Genomic DNA, 14891 nt, shown 5'->3' with positions numbered 1-14891 from the left:
GGCGGAGCGTCAATGCGCCTCGTCCCAGTTGTTGGCGGCGCGCGCATCGACATGCAGCGGCACCGACATCGATACCGCTGGCATCGCCGCGTTTTCCATGACGTGACGCACGACCGGGATCGTCGCCTCGACTTCCGCCTCGACGGTCTCGAAAATCAGTTCGTCATGCACCTGCAGCAGCATGCGTGCGGAAAGCCCTGCTTTTTCCAGCGCCTCCTCCATGCGGATCATGGCACGGCGGATGATATCGGCGGCGGTGCCTTGCAGGCGGGCGTTGATCGAGGCGCGTTCGTTGAAGGCGCGAAGCGAGGGGTTGGACGATCTTATGTCGGGGTAATGGATGCGACGGCCGAAGATCGTTTCGACAAAGCCATGCTCGCGGGCATAGGCCTTGGTCTCCTCGATGTAATCGCGGATGCCGGGGAAGCGCTCGAAATATTTCTTGATGTAGTTGCCGGCCTCCTCGCGCGGGATCGACAGCTGGTTGGCGAGACCAAAGGCCGAAATGCCGTAGATGATGCCGAAATTGATCGCCTTGGCGCGGCGACGGACTTCCGAAGGCATGCCCTCGACCGGCACGTTGAACATCTCAGACGCGGTGATGGCGTGGATATCGGCGCCGTCGGCGAAAGCCTGCCGCAATTGCGGGATCTCGGCGACATGGGCGAGCACCCGCAGTTCGATCTGGCTGTAGTCGGCCGAGACCAGCCGATGGCTCTTGTCGGTGATGAAGGCGGTCCTGATCTTGCGGCCTTCGGCGGTGCGCACCGGGATGTTCTGCAGGTTCGGATCGGAGGACGACAGGCGTCCCGTCGTCGTCGCGGCCAGCGCGTAGGAGGTGTGAACGCGCTTGGTGTCGGGGTGGATGAAGCCCGGCAGCGCATCGGTATAGGTCGATTTCAGCTTGGTCAGCTGGCGCCAGTCGACGATCTTGCGCGGCAGTTCGTGACCTTCGGCGGCGAGATCTTCGAGAAGCTGCGCCGAGGTCGACCACTGGCCGGTCTTGGTCTTGGAACCGCCGGGCAGGCCCATGCGTCCGAACAGGATGTCGCCAAGCTGTTTTGGCGAGCCGATGTTGATGCGCTCGCCGATGAGCTGGTAGATTTCCTCTTCGAGGCGAGCGGCGCCCTGGGCCAGTTCGCCCGAGAGCCGCGACAGGATCTGCCGGTCGACCGAGATGCCGCGCTGTTCCATGCGCGCCAGCACCGGCACCAGCGGCCGCTCCAGCCGCTCATAGACCGACACTAGGCCTTTGGCGGCAAGCCGCGGTTTCAGCACCAGCCAGAGCCGCAGCGTCATATCGGCGTCTTCGGCGGCATGAGCGGTCGCCTTGTCGATGTCGACCTGATCGAAACCGACGGAGCTTTTGCCGGAGCCGGTGACGTCCTTGAGCAGGAGAGGGGTATGACCCAGCCATTTCTCGGCTAGCGAGTCCAGGCCGTGACCATGGGGCGTGCCGGCATCGAGCACGTAGGAGATCAGCATGGTGTCGTCGAACGGTGCGACATCGATGCCGTAGCGGCTCATGATGACAAGATCGTATTTCAGGTTCTGCGCGATCTTGAGAACCGATCTGTCTTCGAGCAGCGGTTTCAGCACAGCCAGCGCCTCGCGAAGCGGTATCTGGTTTTCGAGCGCGCCACCACCGAGCAGGTCGCCATTGCCGCTCATGTGGGCAAAGGGGATATAGGCGGCGCGCCCGGGCGCCGTGGCGATGGCCATGCCGATCAGTTCGGCCTGCATCGGATCAGCCGATGTTGCCCTGACATCGAAGGCGGTGATGCCGGCCTCTCGCGCCTCGGCGACCCAGGCTTTCAGGGCCGAGATATCGCGGATGCAGTGATAGGCCGAAGTGTCGATCTTGCCGGTGGCCGCGCGCTCCAGCCTTAGTGCCGCGAGCAGGGAAGGGGTATCGCCTTGTTTTGACGTCTCCGCCGTCCCGCCGGCTTCGTCCGATCCAGTGCCGGACGCGTTTCGGGCAACCGGCGGCAAACCGGCCCCAACATCCGGGCCATGGGCATGGTCGGCGCGTTCGACGGTGACCGCGACGGCCTGGACATCGCCGGCCTCGGTGCTGGTCGCCTCCGCGACACGGCGGGTCAGTGACGTGAATTCCATGGTCTTCAAGAAACCGATCAGCTTCGGGCCGTCCGGCGCGTGCAGGACGAAATCGTCCAGTCCCTCGGCGACCGGCACATCGTTCATCAGCGTCACCAGCTGACGCGAAATGCGCGCCTTGTCGGCGTTGGCGATGATCGATTCGCGCCTCTTGTCCTGCTTGATCTCGCCGGCCCGGGCCAGCAGCGTGTCGAGGTCACCGAACTGTTCGAGCAGTTGCGCCGCCGTCTTCGGCCCTATGCCGGGCACACCAGGCACATTGTCGACCGAATCGCCGGTCAGTGCCTGCAGATCGACCATCTTCTCCGGCGGCACGCCCCATTTTTCGATGACTTCCGGAATGCCGATCTGGCGGTCCTTCATCGGGTCGTACATGGCGACCGTGTCGCCGACCAGCTGCATCAGATCCTTGTCGGAGGAGATGATGGTGGTGTCGCCGCCAGCTTCGCAGGCCAGCCTCGCATAGGTGGCGATCAGATCGTCGGCCTCGTAGCCTTCGATCTCGACGCAGGGCAGGTTGAACGCCCTGGTCGCCTGGCGGATCAGGCCGAATTGCGGGATCAAATCTTCCGGCGGTGCCGAGCGGTTGGCCTTGTATTCGGGGTAGAGGTCGTTGCGGAAGGTTTTCGACGAATAGTCGAAAATGACGGCGAAATGCGTTGGCACAATGCCTACATCGGTGTTGCGGGCGTCGAGCATCAGCTTCCACAGCATGTTGCAGAAGCCGGAAACGGCGCCCACCGGCAGGCCGTCGGATTTGCGGGTCAGCGGCGGCAGCGCGTGATAGGCACGGAAGATGTAGCCGGAGCCGTCGACAAGGAAGAGATGATCGCCTTTTTTCATGTCGGCAGGGATAGCGCGGCGCGGCGGCTTGGTCCATGCCAAAGGCAGCCTCGACTATCGGTTCCGGCAACACCCTGACAGATCGCCGTCACCCCGCTCACGCCTATGTTACAAAACTGTAATTTTCGTGCCCTTGAATCGCCACGTTCAGAGACCCAAATACACGTCATCGGCAGTTTTCGCCGAGTCCGGAGCAAGGCCCGTCCCCCGCCTATCCCGGACACCTGCGGCAGCCTATCCCCCCTCTCCGGGCTGCCGCATCGTTTCGAGTAGAAGGCCGCCGTGGTTCCCCCTCCACCACGGCGGTCTTTTTTATCCCAGACAGACGTTTGCAGCCCGTGGTCCAATGATCGCGGGCTTTTCGTTTTGCTGTCCTGCCTTTACGGTTCGGGTTCTGAATCGAAAGGCTTCACATATGTCCGCAGTTTCCCCCGTCCTCGACCGTCTCGACAAGAATCTCGACCAGAGCCTCGAACGCCTGTTCGGCCTGCTCAGGATCAAGTCGATCTCCACCGATCCGGCCTATGCCGCCGACTGCCGCAAGGCGGCGGAATGGCTCGTGGCGGAGCTCAAGCTGATCGGCTTCGATGCCAGTGTGCGCGACACGCCCGGACACCCGATGGTGGTCGCCCATCACGATGGCCCGGCCGGTTCGCCGCATGTGCTGTTTTACGGCCATTATGACGTGCAGCCGGTCGATCCGATCGAATTGTGGGAAAGCGACCCGTTCGCGCCTGCTGTCAAGGAGGTCGGGCCGGACCACAAGGTGATCACTGGTCGGGGATCGGCCGACGATAAGGGCCAGTTGATGACCTTCGTCGAGGCTTGCCGCGCCTGGAAACAGGTGCACGGCAATCTGCCTTGCCGCATCACCATCCTGTTCGAGGGCGAAGAGGAATCCGGCTCGCCCTCGTTGAAGCCGTTCCTCGAAGCCAATGCCGACGAACTCAAGGCCGATTTCGCGCTGGTCTGCGATACTGGCATGTGGGACCGCGACACGCCGTCGATCTGCGTCGGGCTGCGCGGGCTGGTCGGTGAGGAGATCACGGTGAAGGCGGCCGATCGCGACCTGCATTCGGGCCTCTATGGGGGTGCCGCCGCCAACCCGATCCGCATCCTGGCCAAGGTGCTGGCCGATATCCACGACAAGGACGGTCACATCACCATTCCCGGCTTCTATGACGGCGTCGAGGAAACGCCGTCGCAGATCCTGAAATCTTGGGAGACGCTGGGCGAGACCGCCGAGACGTTCCTGGGACCGGTCGGCCTGTCGATCCCGTCGGGCGAAAAGGGCCGCTCCGTGCTGGAGTTGACCTGGGCGCGGCCGACGGCCGAGTTCAACGGCATCATCGGCGGCTACACCGGCAAGGGCTTCAAAACGGTGATCGCGGCGGAAGCCTCGGCGAAGGTGTCGTTTCGCCTCGTCCACAAGCAGGATCCCAAGAAAATCCGCGCCGCGTTCCAGAAGTTCGTCAAGGAGCGGATTCCGGCCGACTGCTCGGTCGAATTCCATCCGCATGGCGGCTCGCCGGCAATCCAGCTTTCCTACGACTCGCCCTTCCTGGCCAAGGCCAAGGATGCGCTGTCCGACGAATGGCCGAAGCCGGCGGTGACGACGGGCAGCGGCGGGTCGATCCCGGTGGTCGGCGACTTCCAGACCTATCTCGGCATGGAATCGCTGCTGGTCGGGTTCGGCCTCGACGACGACCGCATCCACTCGCCCAACGAGAAATACGAGCTCAGCTCCTTCCACAAGGGCCAGCGCTCCTGGGCGCGGATTCTCGATGCGCTGACCCGCTGACGCGGCGTGAAAATCAACTTTCAGTTGATTTTTCAGCGGAACGCGGCGAGGACGGGCCACAAGACAAAGCGCTACAGCGTCCCTTGCGGGTCAAGGGACGCGCAAGGCTCGACCGGAGAAGACAATGGCCGATATCCGTTTCCACAAGCATGATCTGCCCGACCTCTCGCACTACAATGTCGGGGCAGTGGCCATCGACACCGAAACGCTGGGGCTCAATCCGCATCGCGACCGGCTGTGCGTGGTGCAGATTTCGCCTGGCGACGGCACGGCCGATGTGATCCAGATCGCGCCCGGCCAGAAGAAGGCGCCGAACCTCGTCAGCCTGCTGCGGAACCGCGGCGTAACCAAGCTGTTCCACTACGGACGCTTCGACCTTGCCGTGCTCTACAATGCGTTCGGCGTCATGCCCGAGCCGGTGTTCTGCACCAAGATCGCCTCGCGGCTGACCCGCACCTACACCGACCGCCACGGGCTGAAGGACATCTGCTTCGAGCTTCTTGGCGTCGGCCTCTCCAAGGCGCAGCAATCGTCGGACTGGGCGGCCGAGACGCTGTCGCCCGAACAGCTCGAATATGCAGCTTCCGATGTGCTCTATCTGCACCGGTTGCGCGATGTGCTTGCCGGACGGCTGGCGCGCGATGGGCGGATCAAGGAAGCCGATGCCTGCTTCCGCTTCCTGCCGACGCGTGCCAAGCTTGACCTGATGGGCTGGGACGAAGAGGATATCTTCGCCCATAGCTGACGGTCGTCAGCGCGCTCCGCGGCCGGTGAGCGTTTGGAACCGGATGCAGGCCGCCGCGTTCTGTCGGCTCAGTTTGTCGGTGCAATTGGGGGATGATGACATGGCGGACAGAAAGCCGATTGCGACCGCACCGACAGATGGCTCCAAGGTCTCCGTGACCTGGAAGGACAGCGACGGCGTCATCAACGAATCCATCGCGCAATATCGCGACGACGGCTGGTGGGTCTATATCGACAGTCACACGCGAAAGAAGGTCGAGCCGACCAGTTGGCGCCCTGCCGCAAGCGACGATGACGATCAATGATGGCGCCGCTGGTGAGGCCGGCCGCTTTCGAATAGCCTGAAGCTGTTGATATCGAGGCCGATTCGGAGCTTTCCGTTCCGCCGTCGTCCTCTTGCTCGGAGGAACTCTCTATGGGTGTCGAAAGCCTGCTCGTCTTCATCATCATCGGTGCCATCGCCGGCTGGCTCGCCGGTCTTATCGTTTCCGGCTTCGGCTTCGGTCTGATCGGCAACATCATTGTCGGTATCGTCGGCGCGTTCATCGCTGGCTGGCTGTTCCCGAGGATCGGATTTTCCATCGGCGGCGGCACTCTCGCCGCGATCATCCATGCCACAATCGGCGCCATCATCCTGCTGGTGCTGGTCAAGGTCCTGAAACGAGCCTGAAGCTCGACAACGCAAAGAGCGCGCCATGAAACAGAATACGCTCTATCTCGTCATTGGCGCGCTCGTCGTCGTGGTCATTGCGCTCGGCATCTACGTCTATCGCGAGCAGACCAAACCCAAAGGCGTCGAACTCAAGATCGACGACAAGGGCATTTCGATCCAGCAGAACTAAGCCATGCGGGAGCGCGACATGGTTGCTTCTGACGCGCCGGAAGACGACGATCCGCCCAGAATTACCGTCGCGGAATGGGAGAGGCTGAACAGGCCGCCAAGGCGCGAGGCGCTGTTGCGCTATCATTGGCGGGTGTTTCGCTTTCTGAGGACATCCGCGCCGGTCAGCGAATTGCAAGGGCAAGAGCAGGTATTCCGCGGTGCGGTCGTCGCCACCGTGGCCTTCAACCGGCCCGAAATGATCGAATGGCAGATCCACCTGGTGCGCCGATACCTTGCCGAGCACGAGAGCTACATCGTCTTCGACAACAGCAAGAAGGACGAGGCGAGGCAAGCGATCCGCGATCTCTGCCGTCGCCAGCATGTTCCCTATGTGGCATTGCCGAAGAACAGGCTGGTCGTCAGCAGATCGCACGGTCAAGCGCTCAACTGGATCGTGCGGAATTTCTTGCCTGGGTTCGGGCCGAAGCTGTTCGGCTTCATCGATCATGACATCTTTCCAACTGAACCATTTTCGATCCGCGACCGGATGGAGGGCAAGAGCCTCTACGGCAGCGTGCGGCGCGATACGCCGACACCAGGCGGCTGGTTTTTGTGGCCCGGCTTCTGTTTTTTCGATGGAAGCCTGTTGCGACGGCGGCTGGATTTCGCCCCGAGCTACAAGTTTCATATGGATTCCGGCGGCGGCAACTGGCCGGTGCTCTACAGGTCGATCGACCCGGCGATGGTTCGGTTCGCTGAAAACAAATCGCTTCGCTTCGGCGCTGGACATGATCAATCCGAGGATTTTTTCATGGTGGTCGATGGCTGGCTGCATGTAACGAACGCCTCGAACTGGAGGCGACAGCAGGTTGACAGGAGCGAACACATTCTCGCGCTGTTGCGGCAAGCCGGCGGTCCCGACCAGCCGGATGTGAAGTTCGAGCCTATCTGAACGAGACATCGAACAGCGTGGTGGCAGTGGCCTGCAAAGAGCAGACGCTGGCCTTTTCGCTGCCCAATGCCAAGGCCGGCATTCGGACACGACTTAACCCGCCCTTAAATCGCCGCATCTACTCTTCAACCCGAACGCCATAGGCATCGGGGATATCAAGCACAGCGCATGGCGAACCGCAGGGACAGTCGCATCGAACCCAGTTTCGAGGGGCCGCCGCAGGCGCGGTCCTCGGCGGGTCTTTCGGTGAACGAGGAGGATCGCGTCGTGCCGAGCAATCGCAAAGCCTCCGCAAAACGCAAGCCGGCCAAAGGGAAATCGTCGCGGGCCAAGCGCGGCAGAAGCCGGCGCGGCCTGTTCGGTGTGCTCGGCCGGCTGTTCTACTGGTGCTTCGTGCTGGCCATCTGGGGCGGCATCGGCGTGGCCGGCATCGTCGTCTACTATGGCGCCAAGATGCCGGCGGCGACGACCTGGTCGATTCCCGACCGCGCCCCCAACATCAAGATCGTTTCGGCAGATGGCCAATTGCTCGCCAATCGCGGCATGAGCGGTGGCGAGGCCGTCGGCCTGCATGAAATGTCGCCCTATATCCCGGAAGCCGTCATCGCTATTGAAGATCGGCGCTTCTACTCGCATTTCGGTATCGACCCGATCGGGCTTTCTCGCGCCATGGTCACCAATGTGCTTGGCGGGCATTTCTCGCAGGGCGGTTCGACGCTGACCCAGCAATTGGCCAAGAACCTGTTCCTGACACCCGACCGCACGCTGGAGCGCAAGGTGCAGGAAGTGCTGCTGGCGCTGTGGCTGGAGCACAAGCACACCAAGGACCAGATCCTCGAAATGTACCTCAACCGGGTTTATTTCGGTTCCGGCGCCTATGGCGTCGAGGCCGCCTCGCGCCGCTATTTCGGCAAGAGCGCGCGTGACGTCACCCTGTCGGAAGCCGCATTGCTTGCCGGCCTGTTGAAGGCGCCGTCGCGGCTGTCGCCGGCACGCGATCCGAAGGCCGCCGAGGAACGCTCGCAACTGGTGCTTGCCGCCATGCGCGACGAGGGAAAGATCAGCGCCAAGGAACTGACCTCGGCAATGAGCGCGCCGGCAACGCGTGCGCCGTCCTACTGGACCGGCTCGGAGAATTACGTCGCCGATACCATCATGGAGGAACTGCCCGACCTGATCGGCGACGTACGCGGCGACATCGTCATCGACAGCACCGTCGACCTGAACCTGCAGAAGCTCGCCGAACAATCGATCCGCAGGCTGATCGACGACAGCGGCAAGAAGCTCAACGTCAGCCAGGGCGCCCTGGTGTCGATCGACGATTCCGGCGCGGTGCGCGCCATGGTCGGCGGCTACGACTATTCGACGAGCCAGTTCGACCGTGCTTCGGAGGCACGTCGCCAGCCGGGCTCGGCGTTCAAGCCGTTCGTCTATATGGCCGCGCTCGAAGCCGGTCGCACGCCCGACAGCATCCGCAACGATGCGCCGATCAAGATCGGCAATTGGACGCCCGACAATTACGGCGGCAAGTATTTCGGCAAGGTGACGCTGGCCACCGCGCTGGCCAAGTCGCTGAACTCGGTGGCGGCGCAACTGACCATGGAGGTCGGGCCGAACGCGGTCGTCGAGGCGGCGCACCGCATGGGCATCCAGTCCGATCTGCAGTCCAACACCTCGATCGCGCTCGGCACTTCGGAAGTGACGCCGCTGGAGCTGACCTCGGCCTATGTCCCCTTTGCCAATGGCGGCTACAAGCCCGACATCCATTTCATCCGGCGCGTGACGACCACCGAGGGCAAGGTGCTTTACGACAGCGGCGGCGGCAGCGCGCCGCGCGTCGTCAAGCCTGAGATCGTGGGCATGATGAACTCGATGATGACGGGCACGGTTGAGATCGGCACTGCCCGGAAAGCGGCTTTCGCCTGGCCATCGGCCGGCAAGACCGGCACCAGTCAGAATTCGCGCGACGCCTGGTTCGTGGGCTACACCGCCAACCTCACCACCGGTGTGTGGTTCGGCAATGACGATGGCAGCCCGATGAAGAAGGTCACCGGCGGCGCACTGCCGGCGCAGGCCTGGCACGAGTTCATGGTTGCGGCCCACGAGGGTGTGCCGGTGCGGCCACTGCCCGGCACCTGGAAATCGACGCCGGCCGACACATTCGTCCCCGACGAGATACCCTCGGCGAACAACACGGCGCCGGTTCCGTCAACGTCGGTCGGCCAGCAGGCTCCGGCGCGGCCAGCAGCGCCGGTTGCCCAAGCGCCGTCCCGCGCGGCCCGTCCCGCCCAAACCGTAGATGCCGATGGCCTTTCCATGCCAGAGGATGACGGCGCCACCGCATCGATCAAGCACCCGGTGCCGCCAGGCGACGTCGGCGGTCCGCGCAAAAAGCGGCAGACCTCCATCCTCGACCTCCTTGGCGGCTGATCCGATCCGCTAATTCCGTGGTTTGGCGTTGCCCAATTTCTTGCTGTCAAAGGTCAGGTTGTCGCTGTGAATCTTGCCATCGCGGACGGTAAGGTGCTTGGCGCAGGAAAGCGCGCCGGACGACTTTGTCATCAAGTCATACATCAGCAGCGCCTGGTGATCGTCGCCGAAAGCAGCGATCATGCGCACACCGGTCACATCCTGTGAAAGTTTGGTCAGGCCCTTCAGGTAGGGGGCCTTGCCGGTCGATTGCTGCATCGGCCCATCAAAAACGACGTCGTCGGCGACATAGGATGCTGGCTTTTCGAGGTCGTGGCCTGTCCACGCCTTGGTGAAGGCCGTGGCGATGTCGAGGGGTGCTGTCTGTGTCATGGCTCTGTCCGATTGATTTGATGTGAAACCCCGCACCCTTGTCCTGCACTCCCGAACCAACGGCGAGTTGGCTTCCCGGTTCCTCCTTTGACGTGAATGGTGACATTTCGGCCTCTCGCCACCTCGGCGGCGTTCGGCTACATCTGCCGGCCGGAGACCTTGAAATGACTGAACTCGACACCAGAAAGACCATCGTGCTGACCGGCGCCAGCCGCGGCATCGGCCACGCCACCGTCAAGCGTTTTTCGCGCGAGGGCTGGCGCGTCATCACCTGCTCCAGGCAGGCTTTCGCCGAGGATTGCCCGTGGCCGGCCGGGCCGGAAGACCACATCAAGGTCGATCTCGCCGATCAGGAGGATGTCGGCATCGCCGTCTCCGAAATCCGCCACCGGCTGGAAGCGCATGGCGGCCAGCTGCATGCACTGGTCAACAATGCCGGCATTTCGCCGAAGCTCAAGGACGGCAACAGCCGCATGGATTCGATCGACACGCCGATGCATGTCTGGCGCGACGTGTTCCAGGTCAATTTCTTCGCGCCGATCATGCTGGCGCGCGGCCTGTTCAAGGAACTGGCGGCGGCCAAGGGCTCGATCGTCAACGTAACCTCGATCGCCGGAACCCGCGTGCATCCCTTCGCCGGCACGGCCTACGCCACATCGAAAGCGGCACTCGGCTCGCTGACGCGCGAGATGGCACATGATTTCGGCCCGCACGGCATCCGCGTCAATGCCATTGCGCCCGGCGAGATCGACACCGCGATCCTGTCGCCGGGCACTGACAAGATCGTCGAGACCATCCCTCTCAGGCGCCTTGGCACCACGGCGGAAGTCGCCGACATCATCTTCTTCCTGTGTTCGCAGCAGGCGTCCTACGTGACCGGCTCGGAAATCCACATCAATGGCGGTCAGCATGTGTGACAAATCAGGGTGCTCATCCGGTTATTGTGAGAACGGCCTTGCCGCTGAAGCTGCGCTGTCGCAGTGCGTCCAGCACTTGGGCGATGTCTGTCCACGGCACGGTCAAGGCCACGCGCGTTTCGAGCCGGCCGGCTGCGACCAGAGCGAGCAGCGAGGCGATGTCCTCGCCAATGCCTGGACCAGACGTGTAGTACGCGAAAGTCTGAAGCCTCGCTCCTTCACGATCCGGAACGAACTGGCGGAATCCGACGGGCGTCAGTTCGCCGCTGCTCGAACCGAACATGACGATGGTCCCGCCAGGTGCGATGCGCTCGATCGCGTGAGCGAGGCTTTTGCCGCCCACCGACTCCGTGATCAGCGAGAACGGTCCCTCGGCCAGATCGATCGCTTCGACAACCTGCTCGGCTCCAAGGCCGCGGAGATCCTCGGCGTGCCGGGCGGCGGCGATTGCCGTCACCGAGGCGCCCTGCTCGCGGGCAAGCTGGACCTGGAAACGGCCGACCGCGCCGCTTGCACCGGTAATCAGCACCTGCTGGCCGGTCAGGTCGCCGCCATGGCGTAGAGTCCTCAGCGCCGTCGTGCCCGCGACTGGCAACGTGGCGGCGGCGGCAAAGCTGACGTCATCGGGCAGGACGGCGAGACGGTCGGTCGGAACGGCGACACGTTGCGCCCATCCGGCTTCATCGACCAAAGCCGCGACGCGGGCGCCAACGGCCGGTCCTGAGCCATCGGCTGCTGCCCGTTCGACGATCCCACCGATGTCCTGGCCGGGTATCCAGCCGTTCGGACGTATGCTGAGCAGGCGCAGTTCGCCGCGATTCAACGAGGTCGCGTGGACCGAGACAAGCGCCTCGTTCGAGGCCGGTTGAGGCTCGGCAAGCTCTGAGATCCTCAGTCCGGTCGCGCTGTCGGAGGAGATGACGAGGGCGAGCATGGTTGATACCTCCTGGCTGCGCGGCGGTCGCACCGCTCATTCGCAAGTGTACCTTATCGACTTTTGCCTTTGAATAATTTAGATATGAAAGCAATTGATCGCTAAAAACTGTCAATCATGAGACAGCCCCTCAGCTACCCCTGGCTCGATTTCGATGTGGATGACCTTTCCGCGCCTGCGATTGCCGTGCGCGTCGATATCCCAGAGACCAGAGCGGAGGTACCCTCCCATTGGCACCGCAAGGGCCAACTCGTTTTCGCGCTTGCAGGCGGCGTCACATGCCGCGTCCCAAGCGGTTTATGGATGGTGCCGCCGCATTGCGGGGTGTGGATCCCCGGCGGCATGGAGCACAGCAATGTCGCAACCGCCAACGCCCGGATTTTTTTCGTCTACATAGAGCCGGGAGCCGCCGATCTGCCGGAGCGGTGCTGCACGCTTTCGATCTCGCCACTGCTGCGCGAATTGATCATCGAGCTTTCCGATCGGCTGCAGGACGACGAGGCGAGGGGCGAACTCTTGATCAAGATACTGCTCACCGAATTGCCACGCATGGCTGTCCAGCAGCTACACCTGCCGATCTCGTCCGAGCCGCGCTTGAACAGGATCGCCGAGGCGTTGGCGCAGGATCCCGCCGACCGCAGCACACTGGCGGAATGGGCCAATCGCGTGGCGCTCAGCGAAAGCAGCCTCGCCCGCCTTGTGGCAAAGGAGACAGGGCTGAGTTTCGGGCGCTGGCGCCAGCAATTGCACTTGATCGTTGCAATTCGGGAACTGGCTTCCGGCAAAAGTGTCCAGCAGGTCTCGGGCGATCTCGGCTATGGTTCCGTTACGGCCTTCATCACCATGTTCAAGAAGGCGCTTGGGAAGCCGCCGGCCAAATACCTCAGTGGCATCGCGCAAAATGGCGGCTCTGCATTCGTGGCGTGATGCTCGCTTGAAAGGGTGGTCGAGCCGATCACGGTGCCAGCGTGCGAGAGTGCAGCCTGGGCTTTGGAACTCAGGCCACCGATGGCTCGGCGGTTTCGCGCCTCAACTCCGGTTTGGGACCGAGAACTTCTTCCACAATCCCGCGCGCAATCTCGCGTTCACCCATGATCACCGTATCGGCGCCCAAACCCTTGAGATGTTCGACCTCGGCGTCGGAATGGGCACGAGCGATGACGTTGATGCCAGGGTTGGCGGTGCGGGCTCGGAGCACGATCTGGCCGGCTTCGAAGGCATTGGGGATGGCAAGGATCAGCCGGCTGGCGCCTTCGGGATTGGCGGCGGCGAACACTTCGGCATTGGCCGCATTGCCGGCGACGGTCTCGATGCTGTCCGCTTTCAATTTCGCCAGCGTCTTGTCGGCGTCCTCGATGACCAGGAAGGGCATTGCCGCGTCTTTCAGCGCCGAGCCGACCAGGCCACCGACACGGCCGTAGCCGATCAGGATAGCATGGCCGGTGAGTGCCGTCTTTGGAGGCGGGCCGTCCTCCTTTTTCGTCGTTGCCGCGACAGAGGCTACCTGGCCCGGCTCCGTCGCCGGACCAACCGGTTTTGCCTCGACCGGTGGTGCCGTCCTGGCGGCGCGCCGTTCCAGCCACGGCTTCATCCAGTCGATGGCCAGGAACATCAGCGGGTTGAGGACAATCGACAGGATCGCACCGGCCAGAATGAGGTCGCGGCCCTGTTCCGGCAGCAGCTTCAGCCCGACGCCGAGTTCAGCCAGAATGAAGGAGAATTCGCCGATCTGGGCAAGGCTTGCCGAAATTATCAGCGCCGTGGCGATGGGATAGCCGAAGGCGACAACGATGGCGAATGCGGCCAGTGATTTGCCAATGACGATGATGGCCAGCGTCGCCAGGATCGGCCAGCCATTGCTGATCAGGCTGAACGGGTCGAACAGCATGCCGACCGAGACGAAGAACAGCACGGAGAAGGCATCGCGCAGCGGCAGCGATTCCTCGGCGGCGCGGTGGCTGAGCTCGGACTCGCTCATGATCATGCCGGCGAAGAAGGCGCCCAGCGCCAGCGAGACACCGAATAGTTTTGCCGCACCGAAGGCGACGCCGAGCGCGATGGCCAAAACCGCCAGCCGGAACAGTTCGCGCGAGCCGGTATGGGCGACGTAATGCAGGATCCAGGGAATGACCCGGCGGCCGACCACCAGCATGACGATCACGAAAGCGGCGACCTTGGCCAGCGTGATGCCGACGACGCCCCAGATGCCGTAGCTGGCCGGCAGCGACAGCAGGCCGCTCGCATGGGCGTCAGCCTGCTCCTGACCGCCGAGCACGCCAGCGAGCGCCGGCAGCAGCACCAGCGCCAGCACCATGGCCAGATCCTCGACGATCAGCCAGCCGACGGCGATGCGGCCGCGCTCGGTCTCGATCATCCGCCGTTCCTGCAGGGCACGCAGCAGCACCACGGTCGAGGCCACCGACAGCGCCAGGCCGAACACCAGCCCCGCGCCCATCGACCAGCCAAGCATCCAGGCAAGACCGGCGCCAAGTGCGGTGGCGAAGCCGATCTGGACGATGGCGCCCGGCACGGCGATGGCACGCACCGACAGCAGATCCTTCAGCGAGAAGTGCAGCCCGACGCCGAACATCAGGAGGATGACGCCGATTTCGGCCAGTTCGTTGGCAAGGCCGGCATCGGCGACGAAGCCAGGCGTGTTCGGCCCGACCAGCACGCCGGCTACGAGATAGCCGACCAGCGGCGGAATGCGGAAGCGATTGGCGAGAGCCCCGAAGACGAAAGCCAGCCCCAGACCGGCGACGATGGTGGCGATAAGGGGCGTGTCATGCGGCATTGTCTATGGAGCGCCTTTCAAAAACAGCGATGTTGGATGAGCGCCGCCCAAAGCCGCCGCCTGTTTGCAATATGGTGGATGGTATGTCGGCGATGCAACCCGCAAAGCCATGAAATCGACGGCGCTGCCGCAAATATTTGACCGGCAGCTGAGAAAGCTGCCG

Annotated in this window: 13 protein-coding genes; 9 read left to right on the top strand and 4 right to left on the bottom strand. The window is 63.1% G+C overall.

The window, feature by feature from the left end:
* Positions 1 to 9 precede the first annotated feature (9 nt).
* Positions 10 to 2961 (bottom strand): DNA polymerase I, encoded by a 2952-nt coding sequence (gene polA / locus NKJ37_RS21940; RefSeq protein WP_023812503.1) that lies wholly within the window; start codon positions 2959 to 2961, stop codon positions 10 to 12.
* 415 nt (positions 2962 to 3376) lie between these two features.
* On the opposite strand from polA, the gene NKJ37_RS21935 reads away from it, so the two are divergent.
* From NKJ37_RS21935 to NKJ37_RS21905, 7 genes are all read left to right on the top strand, one after another.
* Entirely contained in the window at positions 3377 to 4762 is a 1386-nt protein-coding gene (locus NKJ37_RS21935) for a M20/M25/M40 family metallo-hydrolase (protein ID WP_352610150.1), read from the top strand.
* A 124-nt stretch (positions 4763 to 4886) separates the two neighbouring features.
* Positions 4887 to 5507: a ribonuclease D gene (locus NKJ37_RS21930; protein WP_031213535.1), complete on the top strand. Its 621-nt coding sequence runs from the start codon at positions 4887 to 4889 to the stop codon at positions 5505 to 5507.
* Positions 5508 to 5607: 100 nt separating this feature from the next.
* Positions 5608 to 5811: a hypothetical protein gene (locus NKJ37_RS21925; RefSeq protein WP_023812506.1), complete on the top strand. Its 204-nt coding sequence runs from the start codon at positions 5608 to 5610 to the stop codon at positions 5809 to 5811.
* 110 nt (positions 5812 to 5921) lie between these two features.
* Positions 5922 to 6176: a GlsB/YeaQ/YmgE family stress response membrane protein gene (locus NKJ37_RS21920; RefSeq protein WP_013529551.1), complete on the top strand. Its 255-nt coding sequence runs from the start codon at positions 5922 to 5924 to the stop codon at positions 6174 to 6176.
* Positions 6177 to 6201: 25 nt separating this feature from the next.
* Positions 6202 to 6348 (top strand): hypothetical protein, encoded by a 147-nt coding sequence (locus tag NKJ37_RS21915; RefSeq protein WP_013529552.1) that lies wholly within the window; start codon positions 6202 to 6204, stop codon positions 6346 to 6348.
* A gap of 18 nt (positions 6349 to 6366) precedes the next feature.
* Positions 6367 to 7281: a hypothetical protein gene (locus NKJ37_RS21910; RefSeq protein ID WP_352774954.1), complete on the top strand. Its 915-nt coding sequence runs from the start codon at positions 6367 to 6369 to the stop codon at positions 7279 to 7281.
* Between the two features lie 168 nt (positions 7282 to 7449).
* Entirely contained in the window at positions 7450 to 9711 is a 2262-nt protein-coding gene (locus tag NKJ37_RS21905) for a transglycosylase domain-containing protein (RefSeq protein WP_127296407.1), read from the top strand.
* Between the two features lie 9 nt (positions 9712 to 9720).
* Here NKJ37_RS21905 and NKJ37_RS21900 read toward each other — a convergent pair whose 3' ends face one another.
* Positions 9721 to 10083, bottom strand: a complete 363-nt coding sequence (locus NKJ37_RS21900) for a nuclear transport factor 2 family protein (protein WP_352610157.1) — start codon at positions 10081 to 10083, stop codon at positions 9721 to 9723.
* Positions 10084 to 10247: 164 nt separating this feature from the next.
* On the opposite strand from NKJ37_RS21900, the gene NKJ37_RS21895 reads away from it, so the two are divergent.
* Positions 10248 to 11000 carry an SDR family NAD(P)-dependent oxidoreductase gene (locus NKJ37_RS21895; protein WP_023812510.1) on the top strand — a complete coding sequence of 251 codons (753 nt, stop codon included), beginning with the start codon at positions 10248 to 10250 and terminating at the stop codon, positions 10998 to 11000.
* Positions 11001 to 11013: 13 nt separating this feature from the next.
* Here NKJ37_RS21895 and NKJ37_RS21890 read toward each other — a convergent pair whose 3' ends face one another.
* Positions 11014 to 11934, bottom strand: a complete 921-nt coding sequence (locus NKJ37_RS21890) for a zinc-binding dehydrogenase (protein ID WP_352610160.1) — start codon at positions 11932 to 11934, stop codon at positions 11014 to 11016.
* 117 nt (positions 11935 to 12051) lie between these two features.
* Between NKJ37_RS21890 and NKJ37_RS21885 the strand changes: the two genes are divergently transcribed.
* On the top strand, positions 12052 to 12861 hold the full coding sequence (locus NKJ37_RS21885) for an AraC family transcriptional regulator (protein WP_352610161.1): 810 nt from the start codon (positions 12052 to 12054) through the stop codon (positions 12859 to 12861).
* A 70-nt stretch (positions 12862 to 12931) separates the two neighbouring features.
* Here NKJ37_RS21885 and NKJ37_RS21880 read toward each other — a convergent pair whose 3' ends face one another.
* Complete coding sequence (locus tag NKJ37_RS21880; protein ID WP_352610164.1) at positions 12932 to 14728, bottom strand: cation:proton antiporter domain-containing protein; 1797 nt, start codon at positions 14726 to 14728, stop codon at positions 12932 to 12934.
* Between the last annotated feature and the right edge of the window lie 163 nt (positions 14729 to 14891).

Source organism: Mesorhizobium sp. M0140, assembly GCF_040322475.1.
Classification (GTDB): Bacteria; Pseudomonadota; Alphaproteobacteria; order Rhizobiales; family Rhizobiaceae; genus Mesorhizobium.
This window is presented reverse-complemented; position numbering and strand designations above follow the sequence as displayed.

What these genes read in the sequence shown, in the direction of transcription:
- polA (WP_023812503.1), bottom strand. Translation starts at nt 2,961, where the DNA reads ATGAAAAAAGGCGATCATCTCTTCCTTGTCGACGGCTCCGGCTACATC.
- NKJ37_RS21935 (WP_352610150.1), top strand. Translation starts at nt 3,377, where the DNA reads ATGTCCGCAGTTTCCCCCGTCCTCGACCGTCTCGACAAGAATCTCGAC.
- NKJ37_RS21930 (WP_031213535.1), top strand. Translation starts at nt 4,887, where the DNA reads ATGGCCGATATCCGTTTCCACAAGCATGATCTGCCCGACCTCTCGCAC.
- NKJ37_RS21925 (WP_023812506.1), top strand. Translation starts at nt 5,608, where the DNA reads ATGGCGGACAGAAAGCCGATTGCGACCGCACCGACAGATGGCTCCAAG.
- NKJ37_RS21920 (WP_013529551.1), top strand. Translation starts at nt 5,922, where the DNA reads ATGGGTGTCGAAAGCCTGCTCGTCTTCATCATCATCGGTGCCATCGCC.
- NKJ37_RS21915 (WP_013529552.1), top strand. Translation starts at nt 6,202, where the DNA reads ATGAAACAGAATACGCTCTATCTCGTCATTGGCGCGCTCGTCGTCGTG.
- NKJ37_RS21910 (WP_352774954.1), top strand. Translation starts at nt 6,367, where the DNA reads ATGGTTGCTTCTGACGCGCCGGAAGACGACGATCCGCCCAGAATTACC.
- NKJ37_RS21905 (WP_127296407.1), top strand. Translation starts at nt 7,450, where the DNA reads ATGGCGAACCGCAGGGACAGTCGCATCGAACCCAGTTTCGAGGGGCCG.
- NKJ37_RS21900 (WP_352610157.1), bottom strand. Translation starts at nt 10,083, where the DNA reads ATGACACAGACAGCACCCCTCGACATCGCCACGGCCTTCACCAAGGCG.
- NKJ37_RS21895 (WP_023812510.1), top strand. Translation starts at nt 10,248, where the DNA reads ATGACTGAACTCGACACCAGAAAGACCATCGTGCTGACCGGCGCCAGC.
- NKJ37_RS21890 (WP_352610160.1), bottom strand. Translation starts at nt 11,934, where the DNA reads ATGCTCGCCCTCGTCATCTCCTCCGACAGCGCGACCGGACTGAGGATC.
- NKJ37_RS21885 (WP_352610161.1), top strand. Translation starts at nt 12,052, where the DNA reads ATGAGACAGCCCCTCAGCTACCCCTGGCTCGATTTCGATGTGGATGAC.
- NKJ37_RS21880 (WP_352610164.1), bottom strand. Translation starts at nt 14,728, where the DNA reads ATGCCGCATGACACGCCCCTTATCGCCACCATCGTCGCCGGTCTGGGG.